Origin of the sequence: Amorphus sp. 3PC139-8 (genome assembly GCF_040750475.1) — a bacterium.
Classification (GTDB): Bacteria; Pseudomonadota; Alphaproteobacteria; order Rhizobiales; family Amorphaceae; genus Amorphus.
In genome coordinates this window covers 1-16,589 of sequence record NZ_JABJVY010000010.1, presented here as the reverse complement: position 1 = coordinate 16,589, position 16,589 = coordinate 1, and the positions used below count along the sequence as shown (strand labels likewise).

Annotated in this window: 16 protein-coding genes; 2 read left to right on the top strand and 14 right to left on the bottom strand. The window is 63.6% G+C overall.

The window, feature by feature from the left end; all coding sequences use genetic code 11:
- Positions 1-51: 51 nt before the first annotated feature.
- From HNS03_RS11165 to HNS03_RS11150, 4 genes are all read right to left on the bottom strand, one after another.
- The gene (locus HNS03_RS11165) at positions 52-1,029 is read right to left on the bottom strand and encodes a beta-ketoacyl-ACP synthase III (protein WP_367195343.1); all 978 of its coding nucleotides are present in this window, start codon (positions 1,027-1,029) and stop codon (positions 52-54) included.
- Positions 1,026-2,093, bottom strand: a complete 1,068-nt coding sequence (gene plsX / locus HNS03_RS11160) for a phosphate acyltransferase PlsX (RefSeq protein ID WP_367195341.1) — start codon at positions 2,091-2,093, stop codon at positions 1,026-1,028. The genes HNS03_RS11165 and plsX overlap by 4 nt, the downstream gene beginning before the upstream one ends.
- A 204-nt stretch (positions 2,094-2,297) precedes the next feature.
- Complete coding sequence (locus tag HNS03_RS11155) at positions 2,298-2,831, bottom strand: DUF177 domain-containing protein (RefSeq protein WP_367195339.1); 534 nt, start codon at positions 2,829-2,831, stop codon at positions 2,298-2,300.
- A complete protein-coding gene (locus tag HNS03_RS11150) occupies positions 2,828-3,343 on the bottom strand; it encodes a ubiquinol-cytochrome C chaperone family protein (RefSeq protein ID WP_367195338.1) in 516 nt (171 codons plus the stop codon). Before HNS03_RS11150 ends, HNS03_RS11155 begins: the two co-directional genes overlap by 4 nt.
- A gap of 34 nt (positions 3,344-3,377) precedes the next feature.
- Here HNS03_RS11150 and HNS03_RS11145 point away from each other — a divergent pair, with 34 nt between their 5' ends.
- A complete protein-coding gene (locus HNS03_RS11145; protein WP_367195337.1) occupies positions 3,378-3,914 on the top strand; it encodes an outer membrane protein assembly factor BamE in 537 nt (178 codons plus the stop codon).
- Positions 3,915-4,234: 320 nt separating this feature from the next.
- Here HNS03_RS11145 and HNS03_RS11140 read toward each other — a convergent pair whose 3' ends face one another.
- From HNS03_RS11140 to HNS03_RS11095, 10 genes are all read right to left on the bottom strand, one after another.
- Positions 4,235-6,364, bottom strand: a complete 2,130-nt coding sequence (locus tag HNS03_RS11140; RefSeq protein WP_367195336.1) for a sodium-translocating pyrophosphatase — start codon at positions 6,362-6,364, stop codon at positions 4,235-4,237.
- Between the two features lie 155 nt (positions 6,365-6,519).
- Positions 6,520-7,737 (bottom strand): MFS transporter, encoded by a 1,218-nt coding sequence (locus HNS03_RS11135; RefSeq protein WP_367195335.1) that lies wholly within the window; start codon positions 7,735-7,737, stop codon positions 6,520-6,522.
- Between the two features lie 128 nt (positions 7,738-7,865).
- On the bottom strand, positions 7,866-8,864 hold the full coding sequence (gene thiL / locus HNS03_RS11130) for a thiamine-phosphate kinase (RefSeq protein ID WP_367195334.1): 999 nt from the start codon (positions 8,862-8,864) through the stop codon (positions 7,866-7,868).
- Positions 8,861-9,370 carry a transcription antitermination factor NusB gene (nusB, locus tag HNS03_RS11125; protein ID WP_367195332.1) on the bottom strand — a complete coding sequence of 170 codons (510 nt, stop codon included), beginning with the start codon at positions 9,368-9,370 and terminating at the stop codon, positions 8,861-8,863. The genes thiL and nusB overlap by 4 nt, the downstream gene beginning before the upstream one ends.
- A 75-nt stretch (positions 9,371-9,445) precedes the next feature.
- Positions 9,446-9,898, bottom strand: a complete 453-nt coding sequence (ribH, locus tag HNS03_RS11120; RefSeq protein WP_367195330.1) for a 6,7-dimethyl-8-ribityllumazine synthase — start codon at positions 9,896-9,898, stop codon at positions 9,446-9,448.
- A 143-nt stretch (positions 9,899-10,041) separates the two neighbouring features.
- Positions 10,042-10,665: a riboflavin synthase gene (locus HNS03_RS11115; protein WP_367195328.1), complete on the bottom strand. Its 624-nt coding sequence runs from the start codon at positions 10,663-10,665 to the stop codon at positions 10,042-10,044.
- A 69-nt stretch (positions 10,666-10,734) separates the two neighbouring features.
- Positions 10,735-11,826, bottom strand: a complete 1,092-nt coding sequence (gene ribD / locus HNS03_RS11110; RefSeq protein WP_367195327.1) for a bifunctional diaminohydroxyphosphoribosylaminopyrimidine deaminase/5-amino-6-(5-phosphoribosylamino)uracil reductase RibD — start codon at positions 11,824-11,826, stop codon at positions 10,735-10,737.
- A 116-nt stretch (positions 11,827-11,942) separates the two neighbouring features.
- Positions 11,943-12,425: a transcriptional regulator NrdR gene (gene nrdR / locus HNS03_RS11105; protein WP_367195325.1), complete on the bottom strand. Its 483-nt coding sequence runs from the start codon at positions 12,423-12,425 to the stop codon at positions 11,943-11,945.
- A gap of 6 nt (positions 12,426-12,431) precedes the next feature.
- A complete protein-coding gene (glyA, locus tag HNS03_RS11100; RefSeq protein ID WP_367195324.1) occupies positions 12,432-13,745 on the bottom strand; it encodes a serine hydroxymethyltransferase in 1,314 nt (437 codons plus the stop codon).
- 348 nt (positions 13,746-14,093) lie between these two features.
- Entirely contained in the window at positions 14,094-15,389 is a 1,296-nt protein-coding gene (locus HNS03_RS11095; protein WP_367195322.1) for a murein L,D-transpeptidase, read from the bottom strand.
- Positions 15,390-15,565: 176 nt separating this feature from the next.
- On the opposite strand from HNS03_RS11095, the gene HNS03_RS11090 reads away from it, so the two are divergent.
- Positions 15,566-16,384: a DUF1295 domain-containing protein gene (locus HNS03_RS11090; protein ID WP_367195321.1), complete on the top strand. Its 819-nt coding sequence runs from the start codon at positions 15,566-15,568 to the stop codon at positions 16,382-16,384.
- Positions 16,385-16,589 lie beyond the last annotated feature (205 nt).

Below are 16,589 nucleotides of genomic sequence, written 5' to 3'. Positions count from 1 at the left end.
GCAACTCACTGAACTCAGGATCTAAAGCGTGTTTGTGACAGCCTAATGCGATCACCAGCGCAACAGGCAGGCACCCCAGGTGAAGCCCCCGCCCATCGCTTCCAACAACACCAGATCGCCGCGTTTGATCCGTCCGTCCTTCACGGCCACATCCAGGGCCAGCGGAATCGATGCCGCCGAAGTATTGCCATGCCGGTCGACGGTGGTGACCACCTTGGAATCGGGAATGGAGAGCTTGCGTGCTGTCGCATCGATAATACGCTTATTGGCCTGATGCGGAACGAACCAAGCGATGTCATCGGCTGTCGTCCCGGTCTTTTCAAACACATCTTCGATCACGTCGGTGATCATGGCGACGGCATATTTGAACACTTCGCGGCCCTGCATGCGCAGGTGGCCGACGGTCTGGGTCGAAGACGGACCGCCATCGACATAAAGCTTTTCCTTGTGGCGACCATCGGAGCGCAGCTTACTGGCCAGGATCCCACGGTCCGCCGAAGTCCCCGCGCCCGGCTGCGCCTCCAACACCACCGCGCCAGCACCGTCGCCGAACAAAACACAGGTGCTGCGGTCCTGCCAGTCCAGAATGCGGGAGAAGGTCTCAGCGCCGATGACCAGGGCACGAGTCGCAAGCCCATTCTTTAGGTAGGCCTCTGCGGTGGTCAGCGCGAACACGAAACCGGAACAGACCGCCTGCAGGTCGAACGCCGCACCGCTGGAAATCCCGAGCCGCTCCTGGATCGTGACGGCGGTGGCCGGAAAAGTATTGTCGGGCGTAGCCGTCGCCAGCACGATCAGATCGATCGTCTCGGCTTCGACACCGGCGTCGGCCAACGCGCGCTGGGCTGCGCGGAGCCCGAGGTCGGCCGTGGTTTCGCCCTCCGACACAATTCTGCGCTCGCGAATTCCGGTTCGCTGGACGATCCATTCGTCCGACGTCTCAACCATCTCCGCCAGTTCGGCGTTTGTCAGGACACGATCGGGAAGCGCACTCCCGCACCCCAAAACAACTGCGCGGGTTACGCTCACTTAGCCGCCTCCTTTCCCTGTTCCGTCCGTACTGTTGCGCCCGATGCGTGATAGGCGTCGATGTCTGCGGCAATGCGGCTCATAAGATCGTTACGCACCATATCGGCGGCTAGTTCCACCGCCGACGCGAAGCCTTCCGCATCGGTGCCGCCGTGGCTCTTGATGACGAGACCGCTCAAGCCCAGAAACACGCCGCCGTTGACTTTGCGCGGATCCATCTTTTCGCGCAGCCGGTCGAAGGCGGGCTTTGCGAGCAGATAGCCGAGCCGCGCCTGCAGGGTCCGGCTCATGGCAGCCCTGAGATATTCCGAAATCTGGCGCGCCGTGCCTTCCGCGGTTTTCAGCGCGATGTTGCCGGAAAAACCTTCCGTCACCACCACGTCCACAGTGCCCTTGCCCAGATCGTCGCCTTCGACGAAGCCGGTATAGTCGATCGATGCGAGACCCGCTTCGCGCAGCATGCGCCCGGCCGCCTTGATCTCCTCAAGGCCTTTCACTTCTTCGACGCCGACATTGAGGAGCCCAATCGTGGGCCGTTCGATTCCGAATACCGCGCGGGCCATGGCCCCGCCCAAAATCGAGAAATCGATCAATTGCTGCGCGTCCGCGCCGATGGTGGCGCCGACATCGAGCACGATGGATTCGCCTCGAATGGTCGGCCATATGGCCGCAATGGCGGGGCGTTCGATGCTCGGCATGGTGCGCAGGCAGAACTTGGCCATCGCCATCAGCGCACCGGTGTTGCCCGCAGACACCACCGCGCCGGCGGTGCCATTCTTGCCGGCTTCGAGCGCCTTCCACATGCTCGACTTCCAGCGCCCTTGGCGCAGCGCCTGGCTCGGTTTGTCGTCCATCTGCACCGCGACTTCGCAGTGGTGGAGCTGGCTCGCCTCTTTCAGGCGCGGACATTTTTCCAGGATCGGCTCAAGCCGGGGAAGATCGCCGAAAATCTCGTAGCGGATGTCCGGACAGCGCTCCAGTCCGATTTCGGCTCCCGGAAGCACCACCTCGGGTCCTCCGTCGCCGCCCATGGCATCGAGCGAGAGCGTGACGTTTTTCGCCATGTCTTTGTCGGACCTAGAGGCTGTTAGGGACTTCGAATAGGGCGGCGCCGGCCCCGATTTTGCTCTTTCCGACCGCTACATGCCGCAAAAGCCACGGCTTGGACGAGCCGCAGCGATGGGTCGGCACCGTGCCGAGCGGCCGGTGGACAATACCCGTTTCGATCGCCCGCACAACCACATTTTGCCCCATGGTTCGCCGCGAACTCATTGATCGCCGCCGCGTTTCAGTTTCTCCAAAACGGCGAACGGCGACGGCTCTTTGTCGCCAACTCCCGCCTCGCGGGGATCGAAGCGTGCACCGGGCGCACGCGGATAGGGATCGATGCCGAGCGCCACATGCTCGGCGGCGATCGCACCGAGATCGAGGGAATCGCCATCGAAAACGTCCGGCGGGTCTTCCCCGGTGGGATCGACGGAGACTTCGCTCACATCCTCACGCACCCGTGCTTCCGGCAGGAAGTGCAGATCGACGGTCTCGCGAATGGTTTGCCGGACGGGAGCGAGCGTGACAACGCACGGCTGGACAACGACGGCATCCACGGTCCCAGCCACCGACAGTCCGTCACCTCGCCACGGCTTGATCAGAAAACTCACATCGAGAGAGCGGATCTCGTCGAGATCGAATGTATCGGCCAGCGCCTTGCGCTCGGTCTCGTCGGCGCTGAACGTCACGGTCTCGCCATCGGGCGGCACATCGCCCGCCGAAATCGGATGGCTGAGCGGAAAGGTCTCCGTCATCCGGTCTGTCCTTCTTGGGTTGCGGTCGGATCCGGCCAGCTGATCCGCCCCGCCTCGATATCGGATGTCGCCTGGGAAGCCAATCGCGCGAACGCGGAAATCGCATAGGCGGCGATTCGCTCTGAGGCCTCGGGTTCGGATGTCTCCGGGAACATGTTGCGTTCGATCGCTTTGGCAAGCGCCTCGCCATCGCCGGTTTCCAACAACGGTCCGAATGCGTCGAAGCGGCCATAGACCGCTTCGCCGATCTTCTTCATGCGCTTGGGCACCGAGAGATCGCCAACCCCCATTTCTCTGAGAGAGCGGTCCATATCGAGCAGAAAGAAATCGAACAAGTCCTGCGCGATCGGCGAAATCGCCCGGTGCGGGCCACGCAGACGTTCCGTCACGAGCACCAAATGCAAGACCACCATCTCGAACCGGCCGTCGACGGTATCGGGAACCGACCAATCGCGATAAAAGGACGTCTGCCGTGCCTGTGCCACGATCGACGAATAGAGGGGCGCGGCCACTTCACCCCTGCGACGATTGAAAAAACCGAAAATCATGTTCCGTTCACGCATCGATCAAGTGGAGGCCCGTCGGGCCGATATGGAAAGAACCGTTCGCTTTCGCCGCACCAGCGGCCCGGCCCGGCCGGCGTCCGCTCCCCTTCCGGTTACCCGCGCCGGTCTCGCCGCGCTGATTCTCGTCTTCGGCCTTACCGCTTGTACATCGGAGACGCTGGTCCACGGCCAGAAGATCACCGAGGAGCAGCTCCAGCAGGCCCCTGTCGGCGCGAGCCGCGAACAGGTCGAACTGGCGCTCGGCACGCCGTCCACCACGGGCGTGACCAACAGCGAAGTCTTCTACTACATCTCTCAGACCGAGGAGCAACCGGTTCGCTTTCTCAATCCCCGTACCGTCGACCGCCGTATCGTCGCGGTCTATTTCGACGAGAACGGCCGGGTAGAGCAAATCGCCGAATACGGTCTCAAGGACGGCAAGGTGTTCGACTACATCGCTCGCGTGACACCGACGACGGGTCAAGACATCGGGTTCGTCTCGCAGGTTCTCAAGGGCGTGTTGCAGCCGACCCTCTAAAAAAGGGGCGCCTGCCTACCATAACGAAGACGCCCGCGATCCGGCTGGAGCGCGGGCGTTTTTGTGTTTCCCAAAAGGGGGCGTCCAAGAACGGGGCTCCCTTCGCATTCCGATTTTTAAGCCCGTTCCGCTTTTCTCAGAATCACGGATCGGGTCCAAATTATTGTTTCGACGCGTTTCCGGGCGGCCACCCGCTTTCCTCTTGGCCTGGAAGCGCTCTAGAGCCTGTCAGCGTTTCACGGAAACGCTGACAGGCTCTAACCCTTTGTTTTGACGCATGTCCGGACGGCCAACCGGTTTCCACTTGGCGTGGACATGCTCTAGTGCGCCAGCACGGCCAGCAGCAGCAGTGCGACGATGTTGGTGATCTTGATCATCGGGTTCACGGCCGGCCCCGCGGTGTCCTTGTACGGGTCGCCCACCGTGTCACCGGTGACGGCTGCCTTGTGGGCATCCGACCCCTTTCCACCGTAGTTGCCGTCCTCGATATACTTCTTGGCGTTGTCCCAGGCACCGCCGCCGGCGGTCATCGAGATCGCCACGAACAGGCCCGTGACGATCACGCCCAAAAGCATCGCGCCAACCGCTGCGAAAGCATCCGCTTTGCCGGCGATCGCGAGCACGACGAAATAGACCACGATCGGCGACAGAACCGGCAACAGCGACGGAATGATCATCTCCTTGATGGCCGCCTTGGTCAGCATGTCGACCGCGCGCCCATAATCGGGACGCTCAGTGCCCTGCATGATCCCGGGCTTTTCCTGGAACTGTCGGCGCACCTCCTGGACCACGGCGCTGGCCGCGCGTCCAACCGCCGTCATGGCAATGCCGCCGAACAGAAACGGTAAGAGGCCTCCGAAGAACAAGCCCACCACCACATATGGATTGACCAGCGAGAAATTCAGCGCGCCGGCGGGAATGTCCTGAAAATAGGGATATTCCGCGGAGTTCGCGATGAAGTACTGGAGATCCTGGTTGTAGGCGGCGAACAGCACCAACGCGCCGAGGCCGGCGGAGCCGATCGCGTAGCCTTTGGTGACCGCCTTGGTGGTGTTGCCGACGGCGTCGAGCGCATCGGTCGTATCGCGGACTTCCGAGGGCAGGTCCGCCATCTCCGCAATGCCGCCGGCATTGTCGGTGACCGGCCCGAAGGCATCGAGCGCCACGACCATGCCAGCGAGCGCAAGCATGGTCGTCACCGCAATCGCGATTCCGAACAACCCGGCAAGCGAGTTGGTGACGATGATGCCGGCGATGATGACGAGAGCCGGCAGCGCTGTTGCCTCAAGCGAGATCGCCAGACCCTGGATCACGTTGGTGCCGTGACCGGTCTGGGACGCGTCCGCAATCGAACGCACAGGGCGAAAGCCGGTGCCGGTGTAGTACTCCGTGATCCAGACGATCAGTCCCGTGACGGCAAGGCCCGTGACGCCGCAGAAATAGAGCGCCAGCGGGGTGAAGCTGAGCCCGTTTGCGATGGTCAGCGGCTCCGTCAGACCGCCGAATACAACCGCCGTGACCGGCAGAAGCACGATCAGCGACAGGATCGCCGTCGTGATGAAACCCTTATAGAGGGCACCCATGATCGACTGGTTGGCCCCCAACCGGACGAAAAAGGTGCCGATGATCGATGTAACGACGCAGGCACCGCCGATCGCTAGCGGATAGAGCATCGCCGACGTGAGCAGATCGGTACCGGCGAAGAAGATCGCCCCGAGCACCATTGTGGCGACGACCGTCACCGCATAGGTCTCGAACAAGTCGGCCGCCATGCCGGCGCAGTCACCGACATTGTCCCCCACATTGTCGGCGATGGTGGCCGGGTTGCGCGGATCGTCTTCCGGAATACCGGCTTCCACCTTGCCCACGAGGTCGCCGCCAACGTCCGCCCCTTTGGTGAAAATGCCGCCGCCGAGACGGGCGAAGATGGAGATCAGCGAGGCGCCGAAGCCGAGTGCGACCAGCGCATCCACCACCATCCGGTCGCCGGGAGCAAAGCCCAGCATACGCGTCAGGATCAGGTAGTAGACGGCAACGCCCAAAAGCGCGAGGCCGGCGACTAGCATGCCGGTCACCGCGCCCGACTTGAAGGCGATGTCCAGTCCGGCTCCGAGGCTGGTGCTGGAGGCTTGGGCGACGCGCACATTGGCGCGCACGGAGACCAGCATGCCGATGAAGCCTGCCGCGGCCGACAGGATCGCGCCGATGGCGAAACCGACGGCAACGGCGATCCCCAGCAGGAATGCGACGACAATGAAGATAACGACGCCGACAATGGCGATGGTGGTGTACTGGCGCGCAAGATACGCCTGCGCACCTTCCTGGATCGCTCCGGCGATCTCGCGCATCCGTTCCGTTCCGGCGTCGGCCGACATGACCGAACGGATCGCCCAAATGCCGTAGAGCACGGACAACAGTCCGCACAGGATTACGAGCAGCACTCCCACCATTCCAATTCCTCCCTCGACAAGCCGACCGCTCCCCAGGATCGGCCGATTAAGTCGCTTTTTCTTTGGTTATGTTCGGCGCATCGGCCGATGGGAGCGTCAATATTGGTGCCGGTCGGACCGGGGGGCGTCAAGGGAAACCACAGGCAGTCACGATTTTAGGCTGTCTTGTGGCGGCCGGTCAGCACGAGCCAGGCGAGCGCGACGACGGCCAGCGCAATGACCGGGAACAGCGCCCAGTTGACGGTCTCCCAGCCGGCGACGTTCAGGATCTTGCCGGACGAAAATGACGCGGCGGCGACGCAGCCGAACACCAGAAAGTCATTGGCCGCCTGCACCCGCGCGCGCTCCTCCGGGCGCTGGGCATCGGTCAGCATGGCCGTCGCGCCGATGAAGCCGAAATTCCAACCAAGGCCGAGCAGGATCAGCGCCACCCAGAAATGCGTGACCGTCAGCCCGGCGAGCGCGACGATCCCAGTGGCGGCAAGCAGCGCGAGCCCGACAAAGGTGATGGTCTCGCGGCCATAGCGCGCAATCAGGGTTCCGGTGAAAAAGCTCGGCCCGAACATGGCGATCACGTGCCACTGGATCCCGAGTGCCGCATCGTCCGCCGACAGCCCGCACTGGACCATGGCCAGCGGCGCGGCCGTCATCACCAGGCTCATGAGGGCATAGGACACCACCGCGCACATGACCGCGATCGCAATCCGGGACTCCGTCAGGATCGTGACGAGCGACCGGCCGCCGGATCCGCCGGCCTGCCCCGTCGGCTTTGGGATCGAGACGAAGGACAGGATTGCCATCGCCACCAGGCAGAGCGCGCTTTGGGCCAGGAAGGCGCCGGCAAACTGGATCGGCGAAAACATATCGCGGGTGAGGATCACCGCTTGCGGACCGATCACCCCGGCCAGCACTCCGCCGGCCAATACCCAGGAAATCGCCTTGGGCCGGAAGGACGCGCTCGCCGTGTCGGCGGCCGCAAAGCGATATTGTTGGACAAAGGCGGCGGCAAACCCGGTCACCCAGGTGGAGAGCGCAAACAGATAGAAGGCTCCGGCGAGAACCGACAGGCAGGCAGCGACGCCACCGACGGCTCCGATCCCAGCGCCGGTGAGAAACCCACCGCGGCGGCCCAAGCGACGCATCAACAGCGCGGCCGGGACGGTCCCGCAAGCGGTGCCGAGAACCATCGTGGTAACCGGCAAAGTCGCGAGCGATTTGTCGGGGCCGAGCAGATAGAAGCCAGTGAGACCGCCGGTCGCGATCGTGATCGACATCATCGCGCCGCCGATCGCCTGGGCGGCAGCCAAAAGCAGCGCGTTACGTCGCGCGAGACGATCGTCGATCAGGGGCAAATCGGCAGTGGTGGTGGACATCGAGAACTCTGAAAGACTGGAGCAAACGAAAGCATCGGGCAAACCGGAATCCGCTTGCCCGAACATGCCTCAAGCGCCGGCACGATGCGACGAACCCGGCCAGGACACAAGCCGAGCGGCGAAGGTCATTAGAAATGACTAAAGGACGTGCCGTCCAAAGGAAACGGGCGACCCGCTTCGTCCTCCACATGGACCCCCTCGCCTTCTGCGCAGACGCCGATCTCTGCGACAGCGACGCCGGATTCCGAAAGGGCTGCGACGAACGCTGCTGCATGGTCGGGGGGAACCGCGGCGACGATCTCGAAATCGTCGCCGCCGGTGAGTGCTTGGCGGAACGCTGCGGGATCGGCGCGCGCGGCCTCCGCAACGGCGGGTGAGATGGGTACGCGGGCCGCTTCGATCCGCGCGGCCAGATCGGAGCCTTCGGCGAGGTGGGCGAGATCGCCGATGAGGCCGTCGGAGACGTCAAGGGCGGCAGATGCAAACGCCCGCACGTGCGCGGCCGCAGCGGTCCGTGGCTCCGGCTTCAAATAACGGGCAAGCAGGTGATCGCGTTGATCGTCATCGAGCCCCCAGGCTTCGGCCTTCCCCGGCTCAAGCCTTAGCGCAAGACCGAGCGCGGCATCCCCGATCGTGCCGGTCACGAACAGCCGATCGCCGGGACGCGCCCCGGAGCGACGCACGATCGATCCCCTCGGCAGCCAACCGAAGGCCGTGATGGAGACCGTCAGTCCACCCGACGCCGTCAGTGTATCGCCACCGAGCAGCGTGACGCCGTAGCTCGTCTGGTCCGCCGAAAGCCCGCCGACAAAGCCGGCAAGCCAGTCTGTCGACCAGTCTTTCGGCAGCGCGAGTGCCATCAGATAGCCGAACGGATCGGCGCCCTTGGCAGCAAGATCGGAGAGGTTGGCGCGCAGCGCCTTCGCCGCGATCGTATCGGGAGGGTCCTCGGGAAAGAAATGGACGCCGGCCGCGATGGCATCCTTGGTCACCACCAGATCCATGCCAGGTCGGCTGGAGATGACCGCGACGTCGTCCTGCAACCCTGCCGCGCCGGGGTCGGAAGCGAGCGGCGCGAGAAAGCGCTCTATCAGCTCGAATTCGCCCGGCCGGTCGTCCCCGCTCATTGCGCGTCCGGACGCGGCCTGTCCGCCAACTCCTCCGGCCGGAGTTCTCGGCCGATCCGATCGAGCACGCCGTTGACGATGCGCGGCTCGTCCTCGTCGAAAAAGGCCTTGGCGACCTCGACATATTCGGTGATCACCACGCGCGCCGGCACGTCGCGCCGCTTGAGCAGCTCATACACACCGCAGCGCAGGACGGCGCGCAAGGTGGCGTCCACCCGCTTCAGCGGCCAGTCGATCGCCAGCGCCTTGTTGACGCGGGGATCGATTTCGCGCTGCTCCGCCACCACACCGGAGACGATCATCCGGAACCAGCCGAAATCGATATCGCGCAACGATGCGCCCTCGATTTCCTGCTTGAGCCGAAACAGCTCGAACTCGGCGATAACGTCGTTGACCGGCGCCTGCCCGATCTCAAGCTGATAAAGCGCCTGAACGGCAGCCAACCGCGCGACCCCGCGCTGATTGGCGGGACGGTCCGGATTCGACGAAGGATCGGCCAAGGCCATTTCGGTTCCTGAAGTGGATTTCATTAACGTTTTCAATCCGCTGGGCGGATTTTTCCAAGATTTAATGCGAACGGCCTACGCGCCGAAACGGGTCGAAAGCTCGTACATGGCGAGGGCCGCCTCCGCGGCGCCACCGCCCTTGTTGCGCCGATTGACGTCGGCCCGCTCCCACGCCTGCTCGCCATTCTCCACGGTCAAAATGCCGTTGCCCAACGTCAGGCCGGTTTCGACCACGAGATCCATGATCGCCCGGTTGGATTCTCCGGCTACGATATCATAGTGACCGGTCTGGCCGCGGATCACACAGCCGGTGACCACGACCAGATCGAAATCGGCCCGGTCGTCGTCCTGCGCGGTCAACGCCATCGACAGGGCCGCCGGAATTTCCAGCACGCCGGGCACCGCAATTCGCTCGTAGGTGACGCCGCGCTCATCAAACACCCGACGAACCCCCTCAAACAAGGCGTCGGCGAGATCGGTATAGAAGCGCGCCTCGATCACAAGCGCATGGGGAGCCGTCTGTTTCATGGTTCAAAACGCCTGTTGAGACGGATCGGTTCGCGGTCGCCGCGCCGAGATCCGTGAGCGGGCGGCCGTCGCCGCACCTGGAATTCGCGAGCGCAGAGACCAACCATGCGCGCCCGACTTTGTCCAGTCGCCAACACGGGACGTCAGCTTTGCGCAGACAAATTTTGTACGTCCTGAAGTCGCGCCACATAGCGCGCCATCATATCGACCTCGAGGTTGACCATGTCTCCCGCCCTGGCTTCGCCCCATGTCGTGACGGCCAGCGTGTGCGGGATCAGCATCACCGTAAAGCAGGCATCCTCGACCCCGTTTACGGTGAGCGAGGTCCCGTCGAGCGCGACGGATCCCTTTTCCGCAATGAAGCGCTTCAAAGCGTCCGGCGCGCGAAACACGAAGCGCGCCATCTCGCCTTCTTCGGCGCGGTCCAAAAGCTCAGCAACGCCATCGACATGGCCGGTGACAATGTGGCCGCCGAGCTCGTCGCCCAGCGTGAGGGAGCGTTCCAGATTGATCCGCGTGCCCCGCGTCCATATCGAAAGCGTGCTGCGATCCAGCGTTTCGGGTGAAATATCGACGGAAAAGCGGGCTCCGCCCGTGTTGGTCGCGACGCAGTCAACGACCGTCAGACAAACACCGGAGCAGGCAATCGACGCACCAAGCGCAATGCCGTCGGCCGGATAGCGGGTTTCGATCACCGCCCTCTGCCCCGCTTCGATTGGGGATATGTCGGCAACGGTTCCGACATCGGTGACAAGTCCGGTGAACATGCGCAAAGCCTCTGGCTCAGGAAAAGTGGAAACCGGTTTTCCCGTTCGAAAGCGCGGCAAAACAGACGGTCAGGTCGCTCGCCAGAAATGGGTCATGCGATCGACGCCGACCAGTCTTTCCCGTAGCAGATCGAACCGTGGACGATCGAAGACGGCATCGACATCGAGTCCGCCGAGCGCGGGGATTCCGCCCGTCCCGATCCGCATCGGCGCTCTGTAGAGAATGGCCTCGTCGACGAAATCGGCGTCCAGAAACGACCGCGCGACACGGGCCCCGCCCTCGACGAGCATGGTGGTCAGTCCACGATCGCTAAGCCCACGTAGCACATCGTGAAGATCGAGCTCGCCACCCGGTCGAATCAGTCGCGGAATTACGACCGCGCCCCGCTCCGCCAACGCCTCCATTCGCGGCTTCGGTGCGTCAGGCGCCACCACCACCCACACAGGTGCGATGTCGATTGTCTGCATAAGCCGGCTGTCCAAAGGAAGCCGCGCCGAGGGATCAAGCACCACGCGCACCGGCGAGCGGTGGAGAAGGCCCGGCAAGCGGCACGTGAGTTCGGGGTTGTCGGCCACAACGGTGCCTATCCCGACCAAAACGGCATCCGTCGTGGTGCGCAACAGGTGCGTACGCGCCCAAGCCTCAGGCCCAGATATCTTGACCTGACCCTCACTTGTGCGCCCGATCATGCCGTCGTCGGATATCGCGAGCTTCAGCCGTACATGCGGCCGTCCATCCAGCATTTTACGGATGTGCCCGGCGTGCGCACGCCGGGCGTCTTCGGAAAGCACGCCAGAGGTGACGGGAATGCCCGCTGCCTCGATCCGCTTCAGGCCGCGACCGAAGACGAGCGGGTTCGGATCGTCGAGCGCACTCACCACCCGGCCAACGCCCGCTTCGATCAATGCGCTGGAACACGGGCCGGTGCGGCCATAGTGAGCGCAAGGCTCCAGGCTGACATAGCAGGTCGCGCCCTTGGCCGCTTCGCCGGCGGCAGCAAGCGCCCTGACCTCCGCATGCGGCCGGCCTCCAACATCGGTCCAGCCGTGGGCGACCACCCGAGGGGTTGGGCCATCGGTCCGCACGATGACCGTACCGACGGCCGGGTTCGGCCAGGTATGGCCCGCGTTGCGCCGGCCAAGCGCCAAAGCGGCGGCCATGAACCGCCGGTCCAACGCTGAATCAGAAGAAGCGGGACCCGGCCTTCCCGCCGCATCCCGCTCTTGGGCATGGGACTCTCGCGCCGTCGGCGCTTCCCAACTGACACCCGCCGTCGTCATTGATCGTGAGAGACCGTATCCGTGTCGTCAGGCTGGGCGAGCTCGCCGATGAAGGCCTCGAAGTCCTTCGCCTCGCGGAAGTCCTTATAGACCGAAGCGAATCGCACATAGGCGACGTCGTCGATGGTCTTCAACGCTTCCATCACGAGGTTGCCGATCTCCTCGGCGGTGATCTCGCTCTCGCCGGAGCTTTCGAGCTGGCGCACGATGCCGGTGACCATCTGCTCGACCTGCTCCGGAGGGGTCGGTCGCTTGCGCATAGCCACCTGTACGGAACGCATCAGCTTGTCGCGGTCGAACGGCATACGCTTGCCCGACCGCTTGATCACCGTGAGCTCGCGAAGCTGGACCCGCTCGAAGGTGGTAAAGCGCCCGCCACAGGTCAGGCAGACCCGGCGCCGACGGATGGCGGTGTCGTCCTCCGTCGACCGGGAATCCTTCACCTGCGTATCACTGCCACCACAGTACGGGCATCGCATCGAAGATCAGAGACCCTGATAGATCGGGAAGCGATCGGTCAACGCCCGCACGCGGGTGTTCACCGCCTTCTCCACGTCGCCGTTGCCGTCTTCGCCGTTCTTCGCCAGACCGTCCACCACCTCGGTGATGAGCGCCGCGACCTCCTGGAACTCCTTGGTTCCGAAGCCGCGTGACGTGGCCGCCGGCGTGCCGAGCCGGATGCCGGAGGTGATCGTCGGCTTCTCCGGATCGCCGGGAACGCCGTTCTTGTTGCAGGTGATACCGGCACGCTCCAGCGATGCTTCCGCCGCCTTGCCGGTGATGCCCTTCGGCCGCAGATCGACCAGCATCAGGTGTGTATCCGTACCACCCGACACGATGTCAAAGCCGTTGTTCTTCAGCGTATCGGCCAGCACCTTGGCGTTGTCGGCAATCGCCCGAGCGTAGAGCTTGAACGCCGGCGTCAGCGCCTCGCCGAACGCCACCGCTTTACCGGCGATCACATGCATCAGCGGCCCGCCCTGCAAGCCCGGGAACACGGCCGAATTGATCTTCTTGGCGATCTCGGCGTCGTTGGTGATCACGATGCCGCCACGCGGTCCGCGCAGCGTCTTGTGCGTCGTCGAGGTGACGACATGCGCATGCGGCACCGGGCTCGGGATCACGCCACCGGCAACCAGACCCGCGAAGTGAGCCATATCCACCATGAAATAGGCGCCGACCGAATCCGCGACCTCCCGGAAGCGGGCGAAATCGATGGTGCGCGAATAGGCCGAGCCGCCGGCGATGATGACTTTCGGCTTATGTTCGCTCGCGAGCTTTTCGACCTGGTCGTAGTCGATCGTGCCGGAGTTATGGCCAACGCCGTACTGGATCGCGTTGAACCACTTGCCGGAGAGGTTCGGCTTGGCGCCGTGAGTAAGGTGGCCGCCGGCATCGAGGCTCATGCCGAGCACGGTGTCGCCGGGGGTCGCCAGCGCCATCATGACGGCCTGGTTTGCCTGACTGCCGGAATTCGGCTGCACGTTGGCGAAGCCGCAGTCGAACAGGCGCTTCAGCCGGTCGATCGCCAGGCTTTCGGCGATGTCCACGAACTGGCAGCCGCCATAGTAGCGCCGGCCCGGATAGCCCTCGGCATATTTGTTGGTGAGAATCGACCCCTGCGCCTCCAACACGGCGCGCGAGACGATGTTTTCAGAGGCGATCAGCTCGATCTCGTGCCGCTGGCGACCGAGCTCCTGGGCGATCGAACCGAAAATCTCGGGATCTGCGTCGGCGAGCGGGGTCGTAAAGAACCCGGTCTCTTCGGGTTCAAAGGCGGCGGAGGAAGAACTCTGCATGGTCATAGCTGTCCGTCTTTCGGGTCAAGGACCTGATGAGTGTTCCCGGCAACAGCGGTTCGCAAGCCTGTCGGCCGGGAAAAGGGACCTACCGGTTCGCAGGAAGAGTCGGCCATCCGCGTCCGAGTCGCGGTCAAATTAGGCCGGATCGCCGCGTTCGGCGATTTCAAAAGCGACATGCTTGCGATGCTGGCGGACGATAGTGGGGCCTGGGCGCCATTGCAACAGGACCCCACGCGCTCCTTTTCGCGCGGTTGGACGAACGCCCCTCGCTCCACACGAAAAAGGCCCGCGCATCAGCACGGGCCTTGGTCAGAGCCGGTCCGGCTCAAACGGCGAACATGTGGATCAGCGCAGCGCCAGACCTTCCGCGCCGTCGCGGTCGTAGATGTCCTGACGGAAATGCACCACGCCGTCGGCCGTCGCCCAGGCGGTGATATAGCTGAAATAGACCGGTGTCTGCGTCTTCAGGTCCACGTCGAGACGCTCGCCGGAGCGGATCGTTTCATCGACCTGGGCGCGGTTCCAGCCGTTGTCCTGCAGCAGCCAGGTGATCAGCTCACGCACGTTCTGCACCCGGACGCAGCCCGAAGAGTGGAACCGGAAGTCCTGACCGAACAAATTCTTGGCCGGCGTGTCGTGCATGTAGACTTGATACTGGTTGTGGAACGACAGCTTGACCGACCCGAGCGAGTTCCCCTCGCCCGGCTCCTGCCGGAACATGTACTGCGCCGCCTCGTCGGTGTTCCAGTCGATATCGGTCGGCTGGAACTCTTCCTCGGTATTACCCCAGCGATAGATCTTGATGTGATTGCGCGTGAGGTATTCCGGGTCTTCCTTCATCTTTGGGATCAGATCCTTCTTGATGATGGAGACCGGCACCGTCCAGTACGGGTTGAAATTGATCTCGTAGATCTTGCTCGACAGCACCGGCGACGGACGATCGATCTTGCCGACCACGGCGGTGTGGCGGGAGCGGACCTGACCGTTCTCGACAGCCTCGATCTCGGCCGCCGGAATGTTCACCATCACGTAGCGATCGCCGAGATAGCCCGACATCGAGCGCACGCGCACCAAGTTGGTCTCAAGCTGGCGCAGCCGGACATCCGCGGGCACGTTCATTGCGATCTGCGTGTTTTGATCCACCACGCCGTCCGGGTTGAGCCCATGGCGAAGCTGAAACCGGCGGACCGCCGCGTCGACATAGGAATCGAACGTCAGCGCCGCCCCGGCCGTCTGGCTGAGATCGCCGGAGATCATCAGGCGTTGGCGGAGAATCTTGACCCGCTGATCCTTGACGCCCAGGCGCAACTCCGGCTGGCCGGGCGGAAGCAGCGGCCAGCCGCCCTTCGACACGATCTGTTGATAGCGCTGGATCGACTGCTCGATATAGCTGGCCGTTTCCGGCGACAGCGTCGGCTGCGAGGACTTCACAGCACTCACCGCCGGCAACGTCGCGTCGAACCGGTCGGCCCATTCGGCGCGAACCTTGTAGTCCTGAAGTGCCTGCAGCGGGCTCCCCCCTTGCGCCAGGGCGGGAAGTGCGCCGGTTACGCTCACCAAAGCTGCGAGCGCAAGACCGGCCATCCGGAACCTGCCGCCGAGGCCGGCTGATCCGGCCGCCGAGTGCACGCGTAGGGACATCGTCGAAACTCCGAAAAACCTAGGGCCGTCCGGTGACCCTGTTCAATCAAGGGGTACCACGGAGAGGGTTAACAAACAACGAGCCGGCGAGATCCCCCGCCGGCATCAACCGGCATCACGACCGAGTGAACCGACTTTGATCAAACCGACCTGTCACGAGTGGAGACGGTATTGAAATGACCGCGTCCCCCGTCCTGATCCTTGCCGCCACGTTGGCGCTCACCTTGCTGATGTTCACGTGGATGTGGCGAATTCATGTCGCGATGTCCGACGTGGGCGTCGTCGACTACTACTGGGGGCTAGGTTTCGCCGTCCTGGCTGCCTTGGAGCTTGTCGCCGGGCCGAGCATGGACCTCATGCGGTTCCTGTTCGCCGCGGCCATCGGGCTGTGGGCGCTACGGCTGACGGCCTATCTCGGTCTCCGCCATCGCGCCGCCTCGGCGGAGGACGCCCGCTACCGACGCATGCGGGAGGCGACCGGACCGTCGTTCTGGTGGCGCAGCCTGTTTTCGGTCTTTCTGCTGCAAGGGTTGTTGCAGTGGCTGATCGCAGCCCCGATCCATGCGGCCCTCGCCTTCCCTCCGTCCGGGAAAACGACCTGGGCGCTTGGGACCGGCTTCATCTTATTCGCGATCGGTTTTGTCATCGAAGGAGTGGCCGACTGGCAGCTTGCCCGCCATAAGCGGGACGGCAGCACCGCAACTCTGGCACGTGGCCTGTGGGCCTGGAGCCGCCACCCGAACTATTTCGGCGAGGCCGTGCTCTGGATCGGCCTCGCCCTCGTCGCCTACGGTCTGTCCGGCCACGCGTTGGCGTTCGCGGGCCCCTTTCTGCTCATAGTTGTAATGGTGGGCGTTTCCGTGCGCGTGACGGAATCGCATCTCGTCCAGTCGCGGCCGGACTACGCCGCCTACCGCGCCCGCACCAGCGCGTTTCTGCCCCGGCCGCCGCGCCCTATCGCCAGCGGCCAGAGCGAACGCTTCTATAGCCGGTAAAGGATCTGGTCCTGCCAGAGTCCTGAAGGGTTTCTGGCTCAGTCAGATAGCGCCGGAGTTGCACGCTTTTGGCACGTGGCATCTAGAGCGTCTGACAAGACGACAAATTCTCTAGAGCGTGTCATTTAGTTTTTGAATCGGAAATGGGATTCCCTTGAGGGGTTGGATCTGATTCAAGCTGCCTGCTGGGTGGAGGCTGGCATGC

Excerpts from the sequence above, each read along its gene's own strand:
- plsX (WP_367195341.1), bottom strand. The coding sequence starts at position 2,093 with ATGGCGAAAAACGTCACGCTCTCGCTCGATGCCATGGGCGGCGACGGA.
- HNS03_RS11155 (WP_367195339.1), bottom strand. The coding sequence starts at position 2,831 with ATGACGGAGACCTTTCCGCTCAGCCATCCGATTTCGGCGGGCGATGTG.
- HNS03_RS11145 (WP_367195337.1), top strand. The coding sequence starts at position 3,378 with ATGTTCCGTTCACGCATCGATCAAGTGGAGGCCCGTCGGGCCGATATG.
- HNS03_RS11140 (WP_367195336.1), bottom strand. The coding sequence starts at position 6,364 with ATGGTGGGAGTGCTGCTCGTAATCCTGTGCGGACTGTTGTCCGTGCTC.
- HNS03_RS11135 (WP_367195335.1), bottom strand. The coding sequence starts at position 7,737 with ATGTCCACCACCACTGCCGATTTGCCCCTGATCGACGATCGTCTCGCG.
- thiL (WP_367195334.1), bottom strand. The coding sequence starts at position 8,864 with ATGAGCGGGGACGACCGGCCGGGCGAATTCGAGCTGATAGAGCGCTTT.
- nusB (WP_367195332.1), bottom strand. The coding sequence starts at position 9,370 with ATGGCCTTGGCCGATCCTTCGTCGAATCCGGACCGTCCCGCCAATCAG.
- ribH (WP_367195330.1), bottom strand. The coding sequence starts at position 9,898 with ATGAAACAGACGGCTCCCCATGCGCTTGTGATCGAGGCGCGCTTCTAT.
- HNS03_RS11115 (WP_367195328.1), bottom strand. The coding sequence starts at position 10,665 with ATGTTCACCGGACTTGTCACCGATGTCGGAACCGTTGCCGACATATCC.
- ribD (WP_367195327.1), bottom strand. The coding sequence starts at position 11,826 with ATGGCCGCCGCTTTGGCGCTTGGCCGGCGCAACGCGGGCCATACCTGG.
- nrdR (WP_367195325.1), bottom strand. The coding sequence starts at position 12,425 with ATGCGATGCCCGTACTGTGGTGGCAGTGATACGCAGGTGAAGGATTCC.
- glyA (WP_367195324.1), bottom strand. The coding sequence starts at position 13,745 with ATGCAGAGTTCTTCCTCCGCCGCCTTTGAACCCGAAGAGACCGGGTTC.
- HNS03_RS11095 (WP_367195322.1), bottom strand. The coding sequence starts at position 15,389 with ATGTCCCTACGCGTGCACTCGGCGGCCGGATCAGCCGGCCTCGGCGGC.
- HNS03_RS11090 (WP_367195321.1), top strand. The coding sequence starts at position 15,566 with ATGACCGCGTCCCCCGTCCTGATCCTTGCCGCCACGTTGGCGCTCACC.